This is a genomic window from Cupriavidus basilensis (genome assembly GCF_029335485.1).
GTDB lineage: Bacteria > Pseudomonadota > Gammaproteobacteria > Burkholderiales > Burkholderiaceae > Cupriavidus > Cupriavidus basilensis_E.
This window is the reverse complement of sequence record NZ_JARJLM010000193.1, coordinates 1-21,987: the sequence shown is the minus strand read 5'-3', so window position 1 is coordinate 21,987 and position 21,987 is coordinate 1. Positions and strand designations below refer to the sequence as shown.

Genomic DNA, 21,987 nt, shown 5'->3' with positions numbered 1-21,987 from the left:
CCATGGAGATAGAGATGAATGCCCCGGTGTTGCCGCTACACGTATTGCCGCAGGATGTGGATCCGCAGGAAACCCAGGAATGGATCGAGGCACTGGCCGCCGTGACCGAAGTCGAGGGCCGCGAACGCGCCCACTACCTGATGAACCGCCTGCATGAATCGGACGCGGCCCGACACGGGGATTTCCAAGGCGCGATCACGACGCCCTACGTCAACACGATTGCCGAATCGCGCGAGCAGCCGTATCCCGGCAACATCCAGATCGAGCGCCGACTGGCCGCCATGGCGCGCTGGAATGCCATGGCGATGGTGTTGCGGGCGGGCAAGCACTCCAACGTCGGCGGGCATATCGCCACGTATGCATCGGCCGCCGTGCTGTACGAGGTAGGTTTCCAGCATTTCTTCAGGGGTCAAACGGAGGCCTTCGCTGGCGACCTGGTCTATCTGCAGGGCCATGCATCGCCTGGCATTTACGCACGGGCCTTTCTGGAAGGCCGCATCGACGAAGCACAACTCGACAACTTCCGCCGCGAGGCAGGCCGCAATGGCGTGTCGTCGTATCCGCATCCGCGGCTGATGCCGGACTTCTGGCAGTTCCCCACCGTCTCGATGGGGCTTGGACCGATCACGGCGGCATACCAGGCGCGCGTCATGCGCTACCTCGAGGACCGACAGCTTGCCCCCACCCAGGGGCGCAAGGTCTGGGCATTCCTTGGAGACGGTGAAATGGATCAGCCTGAATCCCTGGCAGCCGTGGCCATGGCTGGGCGCGAGCGGCTTGACAACCTGATTTTCGTTGTCAACTGCAATCTCCAGCGACTCGACGGACCTGTCCGGGGCAATGCCAAGATCATTCAGGAGTTCGAGGGTCTGTACCGGGCGGCTGGCTGGAACGTGATCAAGGTGATCTGGGGCAGCGGCTGGGACCGCCTGCTGGCACGCGACACCACCGGCCTGCTGCGCCAGCGCATGATGGAGTGCGTCGATGGCGAATATCAGGCGTTCAAGTCGCAGGACGGGGCCTATGTGCGCGAACGTTTCTTCGGCAAATATCCCGCCCTGCTTGAACTAGTGGCCGACATGAGCGATGCCGATATCTGGGCGCTGACCCGTGGCGGTCACGATCCGGTCAAGGTCTTCAACGCCTACGCGGCTGCCACGCGGCATGTGGGACAGCCCACCGTCGTCCTGGTCAAGACCGTCAAGGGCTTTGGCATGGGTGAGGCCGGTGAAGGCCAGAATATCAACCACCAGTTGAAGAAGCTCAATGCAGACGCCGTACGCGCGTTCCGTGATCGATTCGAACTGCCGGTCAGCGATGACCAGCTCGACGAGATACCCTACCTGAAGCCCGCCCCCGAAAGCGTGGAGGCACGCTACCTGCACGGCCGACGCGCAGCGCTGGGCGGCCACATTCCAGCGCGGCATGCCGGCACGGGACCCATGGCACTGCCCCCGTTGTCGATCTTCGACACCCAATTGAGCGACTCCGGCACCCGTGGCTACTCCACGACGATGGCCTTCGTACGCATGCTTGGTACGCTGCTCAAGGACAAGTCACTGGGCCAGAATGTGATACCGATCGTTCCCGACGAATCGCGGACCTTCGGCATGGAAGGCATGTTCCGGCAGGTCGGGATCTATTCCCATGTCGGGCAACTCTACACGCCGCAAGACGCCGATCAGCTCAGCTACTATCGCGAGTCGCGCGATGGACAGATCCTGCAGGAAGGGCTCAACGAGTCCGGCGCGATGTCAGCGTGGATTGCTGCCGCCACCGCGTACAGCAATCATGGCGTCAACACCCTGCCGTTCTACATCTACTATTCGATGTTCGGCTTCCAGCGGGTGGGCGACCTGGCCTGGGCCGCCGGCGATGCCCGCGCGCGCGGCTTCCTGCTGGGCGCCACCTCGGGACGGACCACGCTCATGGGCGAAGGACTGCAGCACGACGATGGCCACAGCCACGTGCTGTCGTCGGTCATTCCCTGCTGCGTCTCATACGACCCCACCTTCGCCTACGAACTGGCAGTGATTGTCCATGACGGGATGCGCCGCATGTATGTGGATCAGGAAGACATCTTCTACTACATCACGCTGCTGAATGAGAACTACACGCACCCCGCCCTGCCGGCAGGCGTTGAAGCAGGCATCCTGCGCGGGTGGTACCCACTGCGCTCCTCGGCGCCGACAGAGAAGCCCGTTGGCCGGGTGCAACTGGCGGGCAGCGGCGCCATCCTCAACGAAGTCATTGCGGCGGCGGAACTGCTGGCATCGGATTTCGGCATCGCCAGCGACATCTGGAGCGCCACGAGCCTGACGGAGTTGCGCCGCGACGGCCTGGCAGCCGAGCGTTGGAACTTGCTTCATCCCGAGGCCAGGCCGCGCGTGCCCTACGTCCAGCAATGCTTGGCCGACCGGGAGGGACCGCTCGTAGTGGCCACTGACTACATGAAAATTGTGGCCGACCAAATCCGTCCGTTCATCGGACAACGTCGCATGGTGGCATTGGGAACCGATGGCTTTGGGCGATCCGACACGCGCGAGGCACTGCGAAGCTTCTTTGAGGTGGACCGGCACTTCGTTGTCCTGGCCGCGCTCAAGGCCCTGGCGGATGACGGCGCGCTGCCGCCCGGCGCGGTCGCCCAGGCCATCCAGCGCTACGGGGTGGCGGAAGACAAAGTCGATCCGTCCTTCGGTTAAGCGTCGGTTGAATCCGCAGCCATTAGACGCCGCTCGCCAGCCCCTTCGTATGGACATTCAGCCGTCGGGGCAGCTTCGCAAGCGGCCATTGCACTGCGGAGGACGGAAGCTGCTTCCTGGCCCCGTGAGCGCCATTCAGGCAGCTACCTGCGACGCGGTAGACGCATGGCAAACGCGGTCTCTGTCTAGTCGCACCGAACCTCAATCGATCCGTGTGCTTTGGCAATTTCGCTCGCGATATACAGCCCGAGCCCGAGGCTGCTCGTCTTGTTGCCTTCGTGGTCCCGGGCCTCTACTCAGCGGGTCGAGTATCCGCTTCAGGGTTAGCGCGTCAATGGCAAGGCCGCTGTTTAGAACCTCCAGAAGGCGGCCGAGGCCGTGTGGAAACGCTCAGTGGGCTGCCGTGGTCGCGTCCATACATGTAGGTCGCGAGGTGCGCTATTGTTGTGGACCTCGTATCAATAGGCCCGACAAGAGGATGGGAAGGCTCTCTGAAACCCTGCGCGAGGACTCGTGCGGATCCTCGGCGTTCGCCACCCACAACGAGGCACCAAGCGCGGCAGCGCTCACGAGGCGCGCGGTTGCCTCGGCATCGACGGGCTGAACGACGCCCTGTTCAATGAGAAGCTCGATATGTCTCCTCGTGTTTCGGACGCATGCAATCTGCGTCGGCCACTTTGACGGCTCACCAAGTACGGCGGGGCCATCAAGAAGTACGATGCGCTGGATTTCCGGCTCCGCCGCCATCGCAACGTAAGCTACCAGTTCGTCAATCAACGCGGCCCACGTCGATTGGGCACGGCCCGAGATCACGGACAAGCGCTGCGTCATCTCCGCGTCGATTTGCTCGATCACCGCCTCCAGCAGCCCCTTCTTGCCACCGAACTGATGATAAAGCGCTCCGCGGGTTAGTCCCGCCTCCGCAGTGATATCTTCCATCGCGCTCTCCGCAAAACCTTTTGCTGCGAATGTTCTCCGTGCGGCTGCAATCAGTTTTTCTCGGGTTTCCGCCATCGTTTCAGCACGACTCCTCACCATCTAAGCCTCCTCGCTTCACATACACAATGCATTTTAGTTGACATACACAATGCATGTCGCTATAAATCTCACATGCACGATGTATGTGAGGTTCGCAGTTGATGCACGAGTGTGAGGCTGTATGGCTAATTTCAAGGTGATCGCTAGCGATAGGAGTGCACCACCCCTTCTAGGGGTCGTCGTCAACCCGATCGCGGGTATGGGTGGGAGCGTCGGACTAAAGGGCACGGATAGTGACGTTATTCTCGCGGAGGCGTTGCGCCGCGGAGCGCATCCGCTCGCCGGGCAGAAAGCGACCAACGCGCTGCGCCGAGCCGCATTATCTTGTCCCGATCTACGGATACTTACTGTTGCCGGCGCCATGGGTGAGGACGCCGCGCGCAACGCCGGGCTTACGCCGTTGGTATTGCCGCGACGGGAAGCAGCATCTTCCACCGGCGCCGATACACGAGCGGCTGCCGCCGCGATGGCTGACCATGGTGTCGACTTGCTCTTGTTCGTTGGTGGCGATGGCACCGCGCGCGACATCATCGGATCGGTCGGCGATCGAGTTCCTTTCCTTGGCGTCCCGGCGGGCGTGAAAATGCATTCCGCCGTATTTGGTACAAGCCCGGCGAATACGGGTCTATTGGCGGGACTGTACCTTGCTGGCGACCCGAGCGCATCGCTCCGCGAAGCGGAGGTAATGGACCTCGACGAAGCTGCCATCCGTGAGGACCGAGTGTCTGCGCGCCTGTTCGGCTATGCGAGAAGCCCCTATGCCCATCGACTGGCCCAGAATGCGAAGGCCGGGGCGGGACCAAACGAGGACGTCACGCTCGACGCGGTCGCCCGCCAGGTTGCGGCCGAAATGCAGCCAGGAAGACTTTACATTCTGGGGCCCGGCACCACGACTCGACGCGTTTCCCACGCATTGGGGCTGCCCAACACGTTACTCGGAGTGGACGCCCTGCTGGACGGCTCGTTAGTCGGCTTGGACCTGGATGAACGGACACTATTGCGCCTCATGGAACATCGCGAGGCACACATCATCGTCGGCGTTTTGGGTGGCCAGGGAAGCCTATTCGGGCGCGGCAACCAACAGATCAGCTCCGAAGTCATTCGTCAGGTCGGTCGCGACCGAATCACAGTGATCGCCAGCGCCGAAAAGCTCATCGCGCTAGAGGGTGCACCGCTACGCGTAGACACCGGCGCCGACGAAATCGACGCCATGCTCACCGGCCACATCCGGGTCGAAATTGGCCCGGGCCGTAGCACGCGCTACAGGCTCACTGCTTGAGCGCAAACAACCATCAACGCAACAAAGGAGTGTCCAATGCGACCATCCACAGCCCACCCTTACATGGCCAATTCAGTGCCAACGATACAGCAGGAAATGCTGACCGCAGTCGGCGCCGACACGATCGAGGAACTGTTCGCCCAAATTCCCAAAGACCATCGACTGGCACGGCCGCTCGATCTGCCGCCGGCGCTCAGCGAACGCGAGCTGCGGCGCCATGTTGTCGAAATGCTCGCCAAGAACCAAACCACTGAGCAGAACTTAAGCTTCCTCGGTGCCGGCATCTGGCAGCATCACGTTCCTGCGGCTGTCGACGAAATCGTTCGCCGCAACGAGTGGCTGACGTCGATCTTTGGGGAGCCCAGCTCCGACCACGGCCGCAACCAAGCATGGTTCGAATTCTGCAGTCAGCTCGGCGAGCTGATAAACCTTGACCTCGTCGGCCTGCCAGTGCGCAGTTGGGGAACCGCGGCCGGGCATGCGATACGAATGGCGGCACGTCTGACGGCGCGTAACGAAGTGGTGCTCGTGCGAGCGATCGACCCCGAGCGCCTGTCGGTGATCCGCAACTACTGCGAGCCCCCCGAGATGGCGAACCATATCGCCATCCGTCTCGTCGACTACGACCCCGCCACCGGCCTGATCGATATGAATGATCTGCGCGCTGCTGTCAGCGAACAGACTGCCGCCGTTTACTTCGAGGTGCCCTCTTATCTTGGCGTGATCGAACATCAGGCAGCCGCGATCGCCGTCATAGCCCGCGCGGCTGGGGCTGAGACAATCGTCGGCGTCGATCCGATCTCGCTCGGCGTGCTGGCTGCACCGGCCGATTACGGCGCCGATATCGTGGTCGGCACCATCCAACCGCTAGGCGTCCATCTCCATGCGGGCGGCGGCGTAGGCGGGTTTATCGCCTCACGCGACGAACCGCGCTACGCGGAAGAGTATCCGACACTGTTCATCAGCATTTCTGAGACGCTGAAGCCGGGCGAATATGGCTTCGGCCTCGGGCTGTTCCACCAGTCTTCCTATGGCCTTCGCGACAAGGGCAATGACTGGACCGGGCATTCGGTCTACATGTGGGCGATCGCCGCCACCGCCTATATGGCGATGATGGGCCCGCAAGGCTTCTCCGAGGTCGGCAAACTGATCCTCCAGCGCACCCATCATGCCGCACAACTCCTGTCCGAAATCGACGGGGTGCGTGTCACCTTCCCATCGGGCTTCTTCAAAGAGTTCGTCGTCAATTTCGACGGCACCGGCAAAACCGTTGCGGAGATCAACCGCGCTCTGCGCACTGAGGGCATCTTCGGCGGCAAAGATCTGTCGGGCGAGTTCCCCGAACTGGGCGAGAGCGCCCTATATTGCGTCACCGAAATCCACACCCTTTCCGACATCGAGCGCCTGGCTGGCGCCCTAAAAGAGGTAGCTGCGAAATGAACATCGAACCGAAGGAATACCATGCGCCGGTCTGGAACGAGCCGGTCATCATGGAAATGGGCTACCCCGGCCGCCGCGGCATGCTGTTCCCGCAGGTCGAAGCGGAGATCCGGGACCAGGTCAACGACGCGGACGACCTCATCCCGCCGGCGCTGCGCCGTCAGGACAAACCTGCTCTGCCAGAGATGTCCGAGCCGGAAGTTCTCTACCATTATCTGCGACTATCGCAGCAGACGCTCGGCATGATGGGCACGAGCCTGTTCGGCACCTGCACGATGAAGTACAACGCGCAAATCAACGAGCAGATGGCATGGCGTCCCGAGCTCACCCAGCTCCACCCGCTCCAGCATGAGGACACCATGCAGGGCGCGCTGGAAATCGTACACAACATGGACCTGATCCTGCGCGAACTCTCGGGCATGGACCAGTTCGTGTTTCAAGCTGGCGGTGGCGCCGAGGCGGCATTCACTCATTGCGCGGTGACGCGTGCCTACCATGCTTCGCGCGGAGAACTGGAACAGCGTAACGAGATCATCACGACGATCCAGACCCACCCCTGCAATCCGGCGACGGCCGCAGCCGCTGGATTCAAGGTCATCACGCTGATGCTCGATGAAAACGGCTATCCGTCGCTAGACGCACTGAAGGCTGCAGTGTCCAACCGCACCGCCGCGCTGATGGTCAACAATCCCGATGACATGGGTGTCTACAATCCCGAGATGAAGGAATGGATCCGCGTTGTGCACGAGGCGGGCGGCCTTGCCTTCTACGATGCCGCCAACTTCAACGGTACCATGTCGAAGGTTCGCGCCCGCGAAATCGGCTTCGACGCCTGTATGTTCATGCTACACAAGACGTTTGGCGCGCCCAAGAGTGGGGTCGGCGGCCCGGCGACCGGCGCCTATGGCTGCTCGGCCGAGTTGGCACCGTTCCTTCCCGCGCCGCTGGTAACGCGTGAGGGTGATCGCTATCGCCTCGACCATGACCGGCCGCAAAGCGTCGGCAAGATCCGCGAGTTCTGGGGCAATGTGCAGGTGATTCTGAAGGCTTATGCCTGGGCTCGCGCGATGGGTGCCGATGGGATCGCACAAGCTTCCGACATCTCGGTGCTGGCCAACAATTACATGGAGAAAGGACTTCTCGCGATCCGTGGAGTCTCCCGGTCTCATCCTGAGGCGAAGATGCCGAGGCTCGAGATGACACGCTATACCCTCGAGAAGATGAAGGAGGAGACCGGTGTCGATGTCCATGACGTCCAAAATCGAATGACCGATTTTGGCGTCGACGCAATGTGGACCAGTCACGAACCCTGGCTGCTAGCCGAACCTTTCACGCCAGAGGCGGGCGAGATGTACGGGAAAGAAGCCCTCGACCGGTGGATTGCTGTTCTCGCTCAAATATCGGATGAAGCTTATTCTGATCCGCAGCTCGTCAAGACTGCGCCGCACAATCAGGCGATCCACCGCTTGAAACCTGGGGAAACCGACGAACCCGGCCGACGCGCAATGACTTGGCGCGCATTCAAGAAAAAGCATTCCCAGCCGAACTAGCGCGCTAGCGGCGGCAGAAGTTCCAGCACAGCTAAGGGGCAGCCGGCGCATTTGCTACGCGGCAACGTAAGATTCTGCCGCAGACCAAATCGTCCCTAAACTAAGAAGCTGTTGCGATATCAATTCATGCAGGGCATTAGCCTGCTCCAGCAAATCAGTGAACAGGCCAAGGACAGGAAGGTTTCGTGAACATGGGCATATCGTTCGTATCGAAACTTCAGGCGTCTGAACGCGTGGAGCCATGCAATCGAGCGCTCCACGCTCAGCGCTTTTTGCCGAGCCCGCTGCCGCGAGGCGAGCCGATTTTGGCAAGCACGAGCGAATCGATGACTACCGGCGACTGCGAATGATTTGACCTGTAACCCGTGCTCATACAGTCTCGATCAATTCAGCGCAGGAATGACCGATTCGCAATGACCTTCAGTCGTCTGCAGTGTAGGGTACGGGTGGCCGAGGTGGGTCGATAGTGTTGAAAAACTCAATCTGCCCACTGAGCAGACCAGGTCTGCCGGTTGCCGACCTCTCAGATCGGTCTGTATTGAACGATCGTCGATCGGTTGGGGGTTCGGGCACCCCTGAAACCTCGCCGGAAACGGTGTCCACAGAGTTTTTCAACACTATCGGCCATAAGCGGCTGATTGCACGCGATAGCTGCCTGTCGGTGAGATAGGCACTGACAACCAGATCGGTAGCAGCTTCACTCAAATGGGGGGTAGACGGGCCGCGAAGGAATGCTTCATAAAGGCGAACATCAGATTTCCGTTCTCCGGCGTAACGAATGGTTCCCCGATAGCCGGCTGCTCTCGCCAATCCATCATCAATGCTCGACTCCTGCTGCTTATTGCTGCAGTCAAACCATGACCTCTTTCACTGATATCGCGCAAACCACACCCACTAGCAACGCCATTGCAGCGGCAGTTAGCCAGGGCTACGCGCTCGGCGAAGTTCTGGAATGTGAATTGCTGCGGCGCGGCTTTAACCACGTCTACGGGATCCGCTTCGTCGATGGGCGCCGCGCCGTGGCACGACTGTGCGCCAATCGTCCGCGCGGTGCACCCAACACTGACTACGAAGCGGCTCTGCTCGCTCATCTGAAGGCGGCCGGCGCAGCTGTCGCCGCCTCGTTGCCGACTCGATGCGGTGCTGCGGCTACGTCGATGGCCCTGCCCGAAGGTACGCGCACCCTGATGCTGTTCGAGCATCTGGAGGGAGATCCTCCTGGCGACGCCTTGCCCGACATCGAGGCAACAGGCCGCGGCTTAGCGCTGTTGCACCAGGCAGGTCGGAACTACGACGGCCCAACTAGCCGCTACGCGCTTGAACTCCCGCAGTTACTTGGCGCGTCGATTCGACGCTTGTGCACCGCACCAACGATGGACGAAGGGCTACGCGCGGACTTCTCCGCTATCGCGCAACGACTGGACGAGCGCATTGCGGCGATGCCTGGGCTAACCCGCGTGAACTGCCACGGCGACTGCCATGGTAGCAACAACTTCATGACCGACAGTCCGGAAGGGGTTCGTATCGCATCTTTCTTCGATTTCGACGATGCCGGCCCTGGCTTGCTGGCGTACGAACTCGCTGTCTACCTTTGGGCCATGCTGCCGCGTAAGGTCGACGCCGATCTGGACGCCCCAGCTCTCGAGCAGTGGCGGCACTACATAGCTGGGTATCGTAGCGTCCGGGCGATTGAAGTGACAGATTTTGCCGCCATCGCGTCCTTTGTCGCGGTACGCCATTTCTGGCTTTTGGCCGAATATGCAGGCCGTATCGATGTTTGGGGGACACAGACAATGCCCACGACTTGGCTACGAAAACAGGTCCAGTTGCTAACAGCATGGGAATCATTGCAGACACCGCAATGACTAGCGAAGATTCTCATTGCGCCGGCGCTGGTCGGGCGCTCCGGTCACGTCCAAACGTTGGCACATCGGCCGGGCCAGTCTTGTCGCAAGGTCATTTTGTGAACGTCTGGCCGAGAAGCGGACGCACGGCGCTAGCGTCTGCGCCTGCCTGGTAGCATCATCAGGCAGACGGGGGGACCGAGGCCGGTATTGCGTGGGTGCAAGATGGCGCAGGCCGCCGATGGCGCCGATCGGTCAACCTGCCTGCGCCGGAGGGCGGAAACCGGCTGCAGTTTCAGCCGTTCGCCGGTCGGCTCGTGCGGACGTTCCCACGTCGGCACCGCCCCGAGAGCGGCCGTCGGCTGGATCAAAAAAGTCCCCTCGCATTTCTGTCCATTGAGGACGGTCGCGCCGGACTAGCGCGATCACCTTTGAACGGCCACTTCCTAATGTAACGTCGTAGGGTTGAGGGCACCGGCCGCGCGTGGCCCCAAAAGCAAGAAAAACCCTCGCACGATGGCGAGGGGCCAAAAGCCAGACCAAGGGAAGACTCCTTGGCGAGAGGCTCAACAGCGGTTACGGACGATCCACGCTCAGGCTGTAGAAGTTTTGAGCAACATTGGCGCTGATCGTTGCGGACAGGCCGGCAGCGGGGATTCTCAGGCCGATCGATTCGTTGACGTTCGTGGCAGCGGCCCGATGCCGTAGCCCAACGACGGGGTCGTTTATCGTCCACGTATCCACGCGCCCATCCTCGATACGAGTTCGGGTATAGGAATTCGCGGTGGTGTCAACAGAGTCGATCTTCACACTGTTGGGTGTAAAGGCGCTGACCGCACCATCCGGGTCGATCCTCGAATCCCAATAGGCATTCGTCGTGCCGACGGTCGGCAGAGTCATGGTGTACGCCTTGCTCGCGACAGTAAAGCCGCCAGGGCGGGTGGTGAACATGGAGACGTGACCGTCGGTGCCAACAAAAGTGACCGCATACCCGGTGCCGCCGCTCGATAGCGTGCTAGCAATGCCGTCCGCATTTTCGGTGAAGACCGGGAAATCAGCGGGTGTCCAAATACCGCACGGCTTGCCAGCGTAGCAACGGCTGCCGGCCGTCACCTTTCCGTCGGCGCCAATCGTCATGTTCACGCGACTCGGCTTCAGCTTGCCAGCGCTATCGGGTGTGGTTGTGTAGGTAAGACCCACCCATTCACCCGCCTTTTTGTCGATGCCGACCTTTTGCGCCGGCACCAAGAAGGCGGACGCCGAGCCACTCGCATTGCGCAGTAGCGCGATACCACCCTTGCCGACGACCATGTCATAGCCATACTGGCTATCCGCATTGACGAAGCGGCAGGCCTGGCTGGAATCGGCTGTAAGCGTATCCACGGCGCTATCGCTTTGATAGGTCACGGTCAGCTTCGCTGCGTCGACCGTCACCACCTCGATCATGTTTTCGGCCGTATTGACACTGAAGTACTTGCCGCTGCGGAAGCTGGCGCAGGACGCCGCCGAAGGTCGCAGGATAGTTTGAATCGGGCCAGTCGAATTGCCGCCCGGGTTCGCCGCAACTGCGGTGGATAGACCCTCCAGGGTCGTGCCGGACGCGGTCAGCGCAGCGCCAAGCTTGTCGATTGCTTTGTCCATCGCGTTGCCGGCTGTACTGCCATTTGCGGCAACGAGAGTGTCCGAGAGGGGGTTCGCCCCGCCCAGATCAACAACGCCGCTTAGCGAGAGGGCGACTGACGAAACCGCGCCGGTTACGCCGTCGGAGGTCAGCTTGCCGTGTGCGGCCGCGTCAAAGGTATTGAAGAAGTCAGCAGTGTTGCCGCCGGCGATCGCCGCCGTTACGAGCTCGGTAAGAGGGGTGATATTAGCAACCGCAGTGGTGCCAGAACCCGCATCCACGACCGAGTGCATCACCGGCCCGTTCGGAACCTGGACGCTCAGCACGCACGGGCGCACGGCGTTCGGAATACCAATAGTGAAGGTGCCATCTGCGGCAGTCGTGGCCGTACCCGACCCCGTCGCGCATTTGGCTTGAACGGTTGCTCCCGCCAGTGCCGCACCAGTTGCCGCGGTGCCACTGATCTTCGTCGTCGGGGTAGTCGGCGTCGTAGTCGTAGCCGCCCCAGTAGTGGCGCTATTGTCCCCGCCACCGCCACAAGCCGTCAAGGTAGCCGCAGCGACAGCCACGGCAAGCAGTTTTGCATTCATTCTTCTGACTCCCTAAAGTATCCCGCGCCTCGGATCTGAAGGACCCGCATCGCCTACCCGTCCGCTGCTTTTTCGGTTTCGGCATGCGCAGCAAACAACCAGCGCAGCCCGGGGGTAAGTATGCGAGTGAAGCCAGAATGTCCGCATCATCAATATTGATGATGAAACAACAGGTGTGTTTCATGATCTCGAAACACCCCTGCCGCAAAGCGGCCGCCCACGCGAGAGCTTCAAGGACTGATCGGTTTTGCTGAAAAGCTCGGCATCGGCGATGCGTTCAGCAAGGGGGCTGCTGCCAGCAACTATTCCCGATTGGAATTGCCATGCAACACCAGGCTCGGCCCTCGGAGGGCCGCTGCGCCCGTTGCCAGTCAACCCGGCTTTTTTTGCGAGAGTACCGATAACATCGTGCTCACGGCTTTGACCTGCGATCGAGCGTCGGTCTTTGCAAGAATGGCCCGAACCTGGCATCTAACCGTGTTAGGTGAGACGCCTTTGGTGTCCGCATAATCCTCTGGGGACGTGCCTTCTATCAGGGCCTCCGCCACGGCCGCTTCCGCTGGCGTCAAACCAAAAGCCTGCTGCAACTGCCTGGCAGTGACAGGGGGCCCATTTCCACGCGGCCTTGCCGTAATTAAGACCGATGCCGAGCCGAAAGTGACCAGCGTTTGCCCTGGAATGGCGGCGATGCTCATGAACAGGTCGTGACTGGCTCCGGTGGCATTTCGCAGCGCCAGGCTTTCCCCGCGTCTGGATCGCGCAACCCGCAGGATCGCGCCGAGCAGCGCGTCATTGTCCGAAGCGTGTGGCGCTACCAGTCGACCGTGCCTGAGCCTGAGCGCAGTGCCGGCTTTCAGCAGCGCCTCCCCAGCCTGATTGGAAAAGACGGGGCGTCCGTCCTTGTCCAGCGCGAAGACGGCTAGGCCCAGTTGCTCCATCAGTTCGGTTCCCAGCGCGGCATCCCGGTGCAAATCCTTGGCGTCCTGCCAAAGGTTGATGGCGCGATGGAGATGCGGGATCAGACTGACTGCGGTCTTCCTGTCCGCGTCGATATAAGGCTTTCTTCCTTTGTCGCGAAGGAGCCCTAGGAGGGTTTCGCTTCCTCCGGGCCGGGGAAGACGTGTTCCCATTAGATAACGGTGTCCAGAAGTTGGGAGCTGGAAGTCCTGATAGAACTCGCTCCGAGCCACGTCTCGGTCAGTGATATGGTCTTGGCAGGCAACGAGCGCTCCTGCGGGCGCCCGCTGGACCAATTCGCGCCGCGGATCCAGTGCGCCATAGTGTGCCTCGTAGATCGTGACTATAGAGTCGAAGTGGGAGTCTGGCGTATACACCGAGAAACGCGGACAGTTGTTTGCTGGGTCCCAACTGAACATGTGAAAGACGTTCGCACCGACCGCCTCCGCAGTGCGTTGCAGGACTTCCAGGAAGTCGTCTTGTCGAATGGCGGCCTCGTAAAGGTCCCCAATCAGTTGGTCTCTCAGCATGCCCGCTCCCCAACGGATTCGCGACCAAAGCCTGTCGGCGGCTCTTTTGGTCGAGGCTCTTAGATCTACTGGCTAAGTACGATAGCGAATTCTTGATGGTGTCCACCTCCCCACCAACGAGGGGGTATCGCGATTGTGGGAAGTCCACATTTTGCATTACCTTCCAGTCCACCTCCGGCTGTCGCGAGGTCGACTCCCGAGTCCGTCTGCAAGCTCCTCAGATAAGTGCGCTTTCCCGCCATGCATACAGTTCAGCCGTTCCCCCAGGAGGCGGTGGTACCGCAGCGTATCAGTTCCTCCAGAGGCTTGATCTTGGCAGCACGCCCCCCCAGTTGAGACGGTTTACTTTGGTGCAGGCAAGAGCATCGCCCGTCAATCGCCTCAAACTCGGATCATTTGTTCTCGCGCTGGCGCTGCCGACGAAGGTCAGTCGCGCTAGGCGTATCGCGAACGTGAATCGATCGCATTGGATTTGACGGCCGCTGTCGAGTAGCCATGGAAACTGCCCCGCTTTTCTGGAGCCGAGGCCATCAGCGCTTTCAGGCCTACGGACCTCGTTGGACACTACATCGCTGGCAAGCATCCCGGCCTTGCGCGCCAGCTCAAATAGTGTCAGCTCTGCCGCCCCAGCGTGCTCCTGCGCGAAGGCGGTCAGCTTCTGCCGATGCTCGCCAAGTTCGATCTTGGATGGCTGCTGTAGCAGGCCCTTGGCGAGCTTGGTGCGCGATGCCACGTCATGCTCGGCCAGCCCTGCCACCGTCACCTCGCCAGCAGCGAGCGCGCCCGGCGTGAACACGGTTTCGACCAGGCCGCGCCCCAGTATCATCGCCTCGACGGGCAGCCCTTGCTCTGCCAGCAGGATGGCGCACGAAAATGCGCAACGGCGCGTGCAAACCGGGCGCTTGCCACTAGGGCGGCATTTGATGTGGCCCCAGGAGGGTGGTGATTTTCATGGCCAGGCGCGAGCAGACCCGCGCGAGGCCGAATAGATCGGCGTACCGAGCACGCTGCATCGCTGCACCCCGCGGTTTCCTCCCTCGAGGATTGTTCGACGCCTGCCCACACGCGCCGCTCCCTCTCACAGTCCTGCAGACGAGGGCAGACATCAAACAATCCTTAACAGTTTGCGACGATCCTCGCTCGTGATCGAATGACCGCCGCGGACACGAAGACAGCCACACGTTTCTGCGCCGACTCATGACCCTGTTCGTTCGACAGGCGTCTACAAAATCACCCCAACTATCGTTGCTCAAGCCATCTGTGCTTGCCTTTACCTCTAACATCTGAAAGTGCTTTTCACATTGTGGAATTCACCCAGAATTTCCCCAGTGTTTCGTTTTCGTTTCCCGAAAACGCGTTCCACATCACGAAATTCCACACCTATCTCATTGAAAAATAAGGATAAACCAACTCTTATGTCTTATATAAGACTTCGCCGCGAGGCGCCAAAAGCGCCATACAATGATTCCACGCTGCTTGCTCCGACATCCGTAGCGGCACACGCAACCCTTTCTTCAATCGCGCTTAGGAATTTCGTATGGCCCAGTATCAAGACGACATCAAGGCAGTTGCTGGTTTGAAAGAGAACCACGGCAGCGCATGGAATGCCATCAGCCCCGAGTATGCCGCCCGCATGCGTGCCCAGAACAAGTTCAAGACGGGCCTGGACATTGCCAAGTACACCGCCAAGATCATGCGCGCCGACATGGCCGCCTACGATGCCGACCCGGCCAAGTACACCCAGTCGCTGGGTTGCTGGCACGGCTTCATCGGCCAGCAGAAGATGATCTCGATCAAGAAGCACTTCAACAGCACCGAACGCCGCTACCTTTACCTGTCCGGCTGGATGGTGGCCGCGCTGCGCTCCGAGTTCGGCCCGCTGCCGGACCAGTCGATGCACGAAAAAACCTCCGTCAGCGCGCTGATCCGCGAGCTGTACACGTTCCTGCGCCAGGCCGACGCCCGTGAACTGGGCGGCCTGTTCCGCGAACTGGATGCTGCCCAAGGACCTGCCAAGGCCGCCATCCAGGAAAAAATCGACAACCACGTCACCCACGTTGTGCCCATCATCGCGGACATCGACGCGGGTTTCGGCAACGCCGAAGCAACGTACCTGCTGGCCAAGCAGTTCATCGAAGCGGGCGCATGCTGCATTCAGATCGAAAACCAGGTGTCCGACGAGAAGCAGTGCGGCCACCAGGACGGCAAGGTCACCGTGCCGCACGAGGACTTCCTGGCCAAGATCCGCGCGATCCGCTACGCGTTCCTGGAACTGGGCGTGGACGACGGCATCATCGTGGCCCGTACCGACTCGCTGGGCGCCGGCCTGACCAAGCAGATCGCCGTGACCAACACGCCGGGCGACCTGGGCGACCAATACAACGCGTTCCTCGATTGCGAAGAACTGTCGGCCGACCAACTGGGCAACGGTGACGTCATCATCAAGCGCGACGGCAAGCTGCTGCGTCCGAAGCGCCTGCCCAGCAACCTGTTCCAGTTCCGCGCCGGCACGGGCGAAGCGCGCTGCGTGCTGGATTGCGTCACCGCGCTGCAAAACGGCGCCGACCTGCTGTGGATCGAAACCGAAAAACCGCATATCGCGCAGATCGGCGGCATGGTCAGCGAGATTCGCAAGGTCATCCCGAACGCCAAGCTGGTGTACAACAACAGCCCGTCGTTCAACTGGACGCTGAATTTCCGCCAGCAGGTGTATGACGCGATGAAGGCCGAGGGCAAGGATGTGTCGGCATACGAGCGCACCCAGCTGATGAGCGTGGAGTACGATCAGACCGAACTGGCGAAGCTCGCCGACGAAAAGATCCGGACCTTCCAGGCCGACGCGTCGCGCGAAGCAGGTATCTTCCACCATCTGATTACGCTGCCGACCTACCACACCGCCGCACTGTCGACCGACAACCTGGCCAAGGAATACTTCGGCGACCAGGGCATGCTGGGTTATGTGGCTGGCGTGCAGCGCAAGGAAATCCGTCAGGGCATCGCCTGCGTCAAGCACCAGAACATGTCCGGCTCGGACATCGGCGACGACCACAAGGAGTACTTCAGCGGTGAAGCAGCCCTGAAAGCGGCGGGTAAAGACAACACCATGAACCAGTTCTGATACCAGTAATACGCCCCAAACATGGCGCCAACCCAAAACGGGTTGGCGTTTTTTTTATCCGGCGGCATAGCTTGCGGGGGTCCTCATCGAACGTTTTCCAGTGCGCTTGCATTCGACGCCGGTGCCGATGCCTAACCGACCGCGCTCCATCGGCTGCGACTATTGGCACACGGTCCCCGTCCAGTATCCGAATTCCCACTGAACCAACGCAACCGATCCTCAGCCGCAGACGGCAAACCGCAAACCGCTAAGACACCCGCCTGGCGAATCAAGATACCTGCGTAGAAGACACTCCCCCGAGCACACGCGCTTAAGCGTGGCCAGCAGTCTTTATGAAGACCTTTCCTAATTGCGCTGTCGATAGACACGCGAAGGGGTTCGGGTACCCCTGAAACCTCGCCGGAAACGGGGTCCACAGCGTTTTTCAACACTATCGGCCATAGGCGGTCGGTCAGCCAATGGTTAATCAATAACTGATCCGAACCGATATACGGACACCTGAGGTCGTGAATTCCGTGAAGCCGATTGCGCCGGCCAGACATGCACGACGGATGGCCAGGCAGAGAGTTCCTGCCCAGAGTGGCGGACTGACGCACGCCAGTTGGCTTCTAGCGCCGACGGCAAAGGCAGCCGGTTTGCCCTGCGCGGCGCCAACCCAGTCATCAGTGCACCGGCAATCTCCGTGAAGCAAGCTTGCGGCCGCCCCTGGCGGGATCGAGCCATGGTTTCACTTGGTCGCCATGGGTCCATTGGCCATTCGCATACGCACCGGCCAGGATTGTCGCTATGGATTGGCTACCTACCGCAGTCATCTAGCATCATGAAAGATGATGCCCAAGGTATGCCGCTGACCCCGATGCAGCCTGCTAACACCATGACGCAGACTCAGGCGATGGAATCCTCGCACTGAGCGGACGGGCCTGTGATTCACGGCAAAGATCACTGCATCACCTTGACGCAGGGGTACGACCTGCGCGCGTCCCGGCTTTGTCGGATGAGTCTCGGTCAGCAGCAACTCGCCACCGTCAAAATCGCGCCCGGGCTCATTGAGCAAGAAGACCGCCTGGAACGGAAATACGTGGTCGCCATACAGATCCTGGTGGAGGCAACAATAGTCGTTGGCGCCATAGCGTAACAGGAGCGGGGTTGGACGGGTCTGTCCTGCCCGGCGGCAGATTTCGCGGAATTCCGCATGTGTGGCAGGAAACCTCTCCGCAATGCGCATAACCGCATGCCAGCGATTCGCAATTGGCGAGAGACGTGGATAGAGGTCGCGACGCAGTTCACTGACGAGATCAGGCAGTGGGTCGCAAAAGTATTTGTATTCGCCTCTCCCAAATGCGTATCGTTCCATCACGATCCGGCTTCGGAATCGCTGGTCCTCAGGAAAGTACCCAGTGACTGCCTCGCACTGGTCGCATGTCAACAGCGCCGGAATGATGGCGTATCCATCGCGTGTCAACGCTTCTTCGACTGCGAGCCAGTCAAGCATCGCAAGCTTGTCGGCCAGGGACTGCGGTTTCAAGCGTTCTCCTCCCGGGGCCTTCTCCAAGGCTGCGTTGAATAGCGTTTCAGCGGTCATGACCGCACTCGATTGCGTGATGTAGGGCAGCTTCTGGTGGCTTGCGCCTTCTTCCAGGCAGCGTATCGATCAAGCATACAAACCGCACACGGCCGAAAACCGGCTGCGATAGCGATCGACTCATCGAGAAAGAAAACGCGCTGTTTGATATAGCCCCCGCGGGCGATGGCCTGCAGGGCCGCTCGGCAATCAAATCTGCCGTAGATCCGGCCGCCTAGATGGCCACCGAGTGTGCCCGGCACCGAACTCTCATAGGGCTTGCCATCCCGTCCGATCAGAGCCCAGGTTCTCGATTCGGTCATAGTCCGATCCACCATTCAGGCTCACACAGAATGATGGAACGTGAGTTCCACGCCAATACGCTCACCCTGCCGGACGCGACTGATCGCGTGCTTGAGATTGACCCGATAGTCGCCACGCGTGCCTTTGAACGGGCGTTGCGCCGTCGTGATAATGGCCACATCGCCAAGTTTGAGCGGAACCACCAGTGGCCGCGATTGCATGCGTGGGCGCTGCTCGGTCATGACAAACTCCCCTCCGAGGAAGTCGTCGCCCGGTGCCGCAAGCAAGGCAACGACTTGCATGGGGAAGACGTGCTCCGCATCACTGCGTTGGTGCAACGCGACGTAGCCTCCGGCACTCAGCCGGCTTAGGTAAGACTGGCCACGCCTCTGTCCCGCCGCGCTGCATTGCTGGAGGAACGCCGACAATTCCTCTGGATAACGGTAGCTTATGTCCAGTCGCTCGTTCCACGTGTTGGCAATTGCCGCGAGCTTGGGATAAAACGCTTCGTGCAGCGATTGCCACGGGTCTGGCAAGTTCTGATCGAAGTAAAACAGATCACCTTGCCCGAGTTCGGTGGTCATTAATGAGATTCGGCGAGTCTTTCCGTCGAAATCGGTCCGCCGCGCCAGCTCGCGCGCCCGATCGGCTGCAAGCAGTCCCGGAATCACGGCGTAGCCGTCTGCCTCCAGGTGGCCGTATATGGCAAACCAATCCAGTTGATTGAACGCATCGGAAAATTGCGTCATGGCAGCATCCTTTCAGGTTTGAGCTTCGCGTCGGAGCAATTCACGCTTGCGATGCACGCCCCAGCGGTAGCCGGCGATATCGCCATCGCGCCGCACGACGCGGTGGCATGGAATGGCCACGGCAATGTGGTTCGCAGCACAGGCCTGCGCTACGGCACGCACGGCCTTGGGAGCGCCGATGCGCTCGGCGATCTCCGCGTAGCTCACGGTCGTGCCCGGCGGAATCTCGCGCAGAACCCGCCAGACGCGCTCCTGGAAGGCCGTGCCCTGTACGTCCAACGGCAGGTGCAGACCGATAGCCGGTGCCTCGATGAATCCCACCACCTGGGCGATCGATTGCTCGAACTCAGCATCGCCGCCGATAAGCTGAGCCTTGCGGAACCGGTCCTGCAGGTCACGCACCAGCGCATCCGGGTCATCACCCAACAGAATGGCGCAAATGCCGCGCTGGCTCTGCGCGACCAGAATGGCACCTAGCGAGCACTGCCCCACCGCGAATCGAATGACCGTCCCGGTGCCGCCTGCCAGGTAGTCTCGCGCCCGCATGCCCAGCAGTTGGTCGGAGGCTTCGTAGAACCGGCTATTGGAGTTGAAGCCGGCGCCATAGATCGCGTTAGTGACCGAAGCGTTAGTTGTGCTCAACTTCTCCCTCAACTTGCGGGCACGATAGGCCGAGCTGTAGGCCTTGGGCGTGAGGCCCGTTTCGGCCTTGAACAGACGGTGGAAGTGGGACGGGCTCATGCCGATCTCGGACGCCAGGTCGTCGAGCTGGGGCGGTGTCTCTGACGCCTCGATCAGGCGACAGGCACCCTCCACCAGCGCGGCGCGCTCGGCTGCCGCGCTGGTCTGGTCGCCACGCGCGCGGCGGCTGGGGCGGTAGCCCGCCGCTTCGGCAGCTTTTGCCGAGTCGAAGAACTCTACGTTTTCGCGCTTGGGTAACCGTGCCGTAGAGTTGGGCAGTCGCCACAAGTACCAGGCCGCGACAGTCCGCCAGGGACACCAGGCCCCGCCGATCTCGCGCATCTGCCGCGGGGTCGGCGCCTTCTCCAACCCCTTCAGGCGCCGGTAGCCCTCGCGCACGCCGAAGTCGTCCACCGGCAGGACGTCTGAGCGCTCCAATGAGTAGATCAGGAACATTTCGACGGTCCAGCGGCCCACGCCACGCAGGGAGACCAAGCGCTCGATCAGCGCGGCGTCGGGAAGGCGCCGTGCTTCATCGAGACTGGGCACGATCCCATCCACTGCGGCCTGTGCGATGCCACGTATGGTGGCCAGCTTGGCGGCCGAGAAGCCGCACGCACGCTGCAAGTCGGGATCGGTCGACAGGAGTTGTGCCGGCGATGGGAAGGCGGCGCCCGGATAGAGCGCAAGCAGTCGCGCAAGAATCGCATCGCCGGCCTTGGCGTGCAACTGCTGGTAGGCGATGGCGCGCACCAAGGCTTCGTAGGGCTCACGCGCAGGCTTTGCCTCATGTCGGCATGGTCCAACATTGGCGATATGGCGCGCCCAGTCTGCATCCAGACCGGATAAATACTGAGAGGCCCGTTCGTATGCGCGTGGAGACAAGTCCGCTGCAATGGTATCGGTCAAGATCAGATCCCCGGCAGCATGGCAGTCTGCGGTTCGGCACGCGCTGGCGCGATCGCCCTCTCGTGCTCCAATAGCCAGCGCTTACGGGGCACCCCCCAGGCGTAACCCTTGAGATCGCCATTGCTGGCGATGACCCGATGACACGGTACGATGATGGCAATCGGATTGGCCCCATTGGCCGCACCGATGTCGATGGCCGCGCGCGGATCGTCGAAGCCCAGTTCCTTGGCCAGCTTGCCGTAGGTCGTGGTCGTGCCGGCCGGAATGCGGCGCAGCGCGGCCCAGACCCGGCGCTGAAGCTGAGAACCAGCGGTCTCGGTGCGCAGGGCATCCAGCGCGCCCAATTCACCCGAAAAATAGCGAGCCAAGGCTTCGGCGATCTCCGCAGGGGCCGGAACTTCAACCAGCTCGACACTGCCATAGTGGTCGCGCAAGCTGCGATGCTGGCGCGCCTTGTGGTCGGCAAAATCGAGTCCGCGCACAATCTGCCGCGCATCGGTGACGAGCACCAGGTCGCCCAACGGCGACTCCACATAGCTCAAGAACAATTGCATGATGCACTCCTTGTTGAATGAATCGGCGGCCCACTTGATGTGGTCAGTCTGCTCATCTCAGGCGGGTAACGCCCCATTCGCCAAACAGGTAGGCCGCGCCGCTTTCCATGTGCAGCTCGATGGCACCGGCATTGCCGACCCGCCATTGCGCCGCGCCCATGTCCACCAACGACTGGCAATAGGCCTCAATCCGGCGGCGCGCTTCGGCCTGTTCGTTCGTCGGTTCTATCGATATCGAGTGCATGGGCACGTCTTGGCAACTACGGCTACTCTAGGCGTGTCATCGCGGGAAAAAACTCCGACTCTTGCTCATGAATTCCAATGCTCAACCCGCCTTGCGGAAGGTGAAGTTGATGCGTTGACTTCCAAGCAACGGATGCGGCTCTTTCTTTAGTGGCATCACCCCGTGATAGCGTCCATCACAAGCTCACTTCGGCGCACTCGTACAGCGAGGTCGTCGATGTTTTGCAGGGTCCGGCGAAGCGCACTGCTCGATGTGAGCCTTCCATATGGAAAGTGGAAAACCTCGACACCGAGACCCGCCAAGCTTCGTATATGCGG

At 61.0% G+C, this 21,987-nt stretch carries 16 protein-coding genes and 2 pseudogenes; 6 read left to right on the top strand and 12 right to left on the bottom strand.

The genetic code is table 11. The features are described from left to right. Positions 1 to 14: 14 nt before the first annotated feature. Positions 15 to 2,702 carry a pyruvate dehydrogenase (acetyl-transferring), homodimeric type gene (aceE, locus tag P3W85_RS11370; RefSeq protein WP_017226054.1) on the top strand — a complete coding sequence of 896 codons (2,688 nt, stop codon included), beginning with the start codon at positions 15 to 17 and terminating at the stop codon, positions 2,700 to 2,702. 438 nt (positions 2,703 to 3,140) lie between these two features. On the opposite strand, the gene P3W85_RS11365 is transcribed toward aceE, so the two are convergent. Beyond that, a complete protein-coding gene (locus P3W85_RS11365) occupies positions 3,141 to 3,740 on the bottom strand; it encodes a TetR/AcrR family transcriptional regulator (RefSeq protein WP_276264862.1) in 600 nt (199 codons plus the stop codon). 121 nt (positions 3,741 to 3,861) lie between these two features. On the opposite strand from P3W85_RS11365, the gene P3W85_RS11360 reads away from it, so the two are divergent. The 3 genes from P3W85_RS11360 to gcvPB are packed head-to-tail and all read left to right on the top strand — an operon-like array spanning position 3,862 to position 8,009. Beyond that, positions 3,862 to 5,019, top strand: a complete 1,158-nt coding sequence (locus tag P3W85_RS11360; RefSeq protein ID WP_276264861.1) for an ATP-NAD kinase family protein — start codon at positions 3,862 to 3,864, stop codon at positions 5,017 to 5,019. Between the two features lie 36 nt (positions 5,020 to 5,055). Then, positions 5,056 to 6,459 carry an aminomethyl-transferring glycine dehydrogenase subunit GcvPA gene (gcvPA, locus tag P3W85_RS11355; protein WP_346430260.1) on the top strand — a complete coding sequence of 468 codons (1,404 nt, stop codon included), beginning with the start codon at positions 5,056 to 5,058 and terminating at the stop codon, positions 6,457 to 6,459. Next, positions 6,456 to 8,009 (top strand): aminomethyl-transferring glycine dehydrogenase subunit GcvPB, encoded by a 1,554-nt coding sequence (gene gcvPB / locus P3W85_RS11350; RefSeq protein ID WP_276264860.1) that lies wholly within the window; start codon positions 6,456 to 6,458, stop codon positions 8,007 to 8,009. The genes gcvPA and gcvPB overlap by 4 nt, the downstream gene beginning before the upstream one ends. 119 nt (positions 8,010 to 8,128) lie before the next feature. On the opposite strand, the pseudogene P3W85_RS11345 reads toward gcvPB, so the two are convergent. Then, a pseudogene (locus tag P3W85_RS11345) lies at positions 8,129 to 8,322 on the bottom strand (transposase); the annotation flags it as partial. A 544-nt stretch (positions 8,323 to 8,866) separates the two neighbouring features. On the opposite strand from P3W85_RS11345, the gene P3W85_RS11340 reads away from it, so the two are divergent. Then, positions 8,867 to 9,874 (top strand): phosphotransferase enzyme family protein, encoded by a 1,008-nt coding sequence (locus P3W85_RS11340; protein ID WP_276264859.1) that lies wholly within the window; start codon positions 8,867 to 8,869, stop codon positions 9,872 to 9,874. 555 nt (positions 9,875 to 10,429) lie between these two features. Here the strand turns inward: P3W85_RS11340 and P3W85_RS11335 are convergent. From P3W85_RS11335 to P3W85_RS11325, 3 genes are all read right to left on the bottom strand, one after another. After that, positions 10,430 to 12,064, bottom strand: coding sequence for a hypothetical protein (locus tag P3W85_RS11335; protein WP_276264858.1), 1,635 nt, complete (start codon positions 12,062 to 12,064; stop codon positions 10,430 to 10,432). A 371-nt stretch (positions 12,065 to 12,435) separates the two neighbouring features. Further along, positions 12,436 to 13,551, bottom strand: a complete 1,116-nt coding sequence (locus P3W85_RS11330; protein WP_276264857.1) for a helix-turn-helix transcriptional regulator — start codon at positions 13,549 to 13,551, stop codon at positions 12,436 to 12,438. A gap of 289 nt (positions 13,552 to 13,840) precedes the next feature. Next, positions 13,841 to 14,377 (bottom strand): hypothetical protein, encoded by a 537-nt coding sequence (locus P3W85_RS11325; RefSeq protein ID WP_276264856.1) that lies wholly within the window; start codon positions 14,375 to 14,377, stop codon positions 13,841 to 13,843. Between the two features lie 711 nt (positions 14,378 to 15,088). On the opposite strand from P3W85_RS11325, the gene P3W85_RS11320 reads away from it, so the two are divergent. Beyond that, positions 15,089 to 16,669 (top strand): isocitrate lyase, encoded by a 1,581-nt coding sequence (locus tag P3W85_RS11320; RefSeq protein ID WP_017224902.1) that lies wholly within the window; start codon positions 15,089 to 15,091, stop codon positions 16,667 to 16,669. An 808-nt stretch (positions 16,670 to 17,477) separates the two neighbouring features. Here the strand turns inward: P3W85_RS11320 and P3W85_RS11315 are convergent. The 7 genes and pseudogenes from P3W85_RS11315 to P3W85_RS11280 form a co-directional block, all read right to left on the bottom strand. Next, positions 17,478 to 18,251, bottom strand: a complete 774-nt coding sequence (locus P3W85_RS11315; protein ID WP_430869532.1) for a 2OG-Fe(II) oxygenase — start codon at positions 18,249 to 18,251, stop codon at positions 17,478 to 17,480. Further along, a complete protein-coding gene (locus P3W85_RS11310; RefSeq protein ID WP_276264855.1) occupies positions 18,248 to 18,553 on the bottom strand; it encodes a metal-binding protein in 306 nt (101 codons plus the stop codon). Before P3W85_RS11310 ends, P3W85_RS11315 begins: the two co-directional genes overlap by 4 nt. A 21-nt stretch (positions 18,554 to 18,574) precedes the next feature. Beyond that, entirely contained in the window at positions 18,575 to 19,282 is a 708-nt protein-coding gene (locus P3W85_RS11305) for a 2OG-Fe(II) oxygenase (protein ID WP_276264854.1), read from the bottom strand. A gap of 12 nt (positions 19,283 to 19,294) precedes the next feature. Further along, positions 19,295 to 20,716: a bifunctional DNA-binding transcriptional regulator/O6-methylguanine-DNA methyltransferase Ada gene (gene ada / locus P3W85_RS11300; RefSeq protein WP_430869533.1), complete on the bottom strand. Its 1,422-nt coding sequence runs from the start codon at positions 20,714 to 20,716 to the stop codon at positions 19,295 to 19,297. A gap of 158 nt (positions 20,717 to 20,874) precedes the next feature. Continuing rightward, entirely contained in the window at positions 20,875 to 21,426 is a 552-nt protein-coding gene (locus tag P3W85_RS11290; protein ID WP_276264853.1) for a methylated-DNA--[protein]-cysteine S-methyltransferase, read from the bottom strand. Positions 21,427 to 21,478: 52 nt separating this feature from the next. After that, on the bottom strand, positions 21,479 to 21,670 hold the full coding sequence (locus P3W85_RS11285) for a hypothetical protein (protein WP_017224486.1): 192 nt from the start codon (positions 21,668 to 21,670) through the stop codon (positions 21,479 to 21,481). A gap of 81 nt (positions 21,671 to 21,751) precedes the next feature. Next, positions 21,752 to 21,841: pseudogene (locus P3W85_RS11280) on the bottom strand (alpha-ketoglutarate-dependent dioxygenase AlkB); the annotation flags it as partial. Positions 21,842 to 21,987 lie beyond the last annotated feature (146 nt).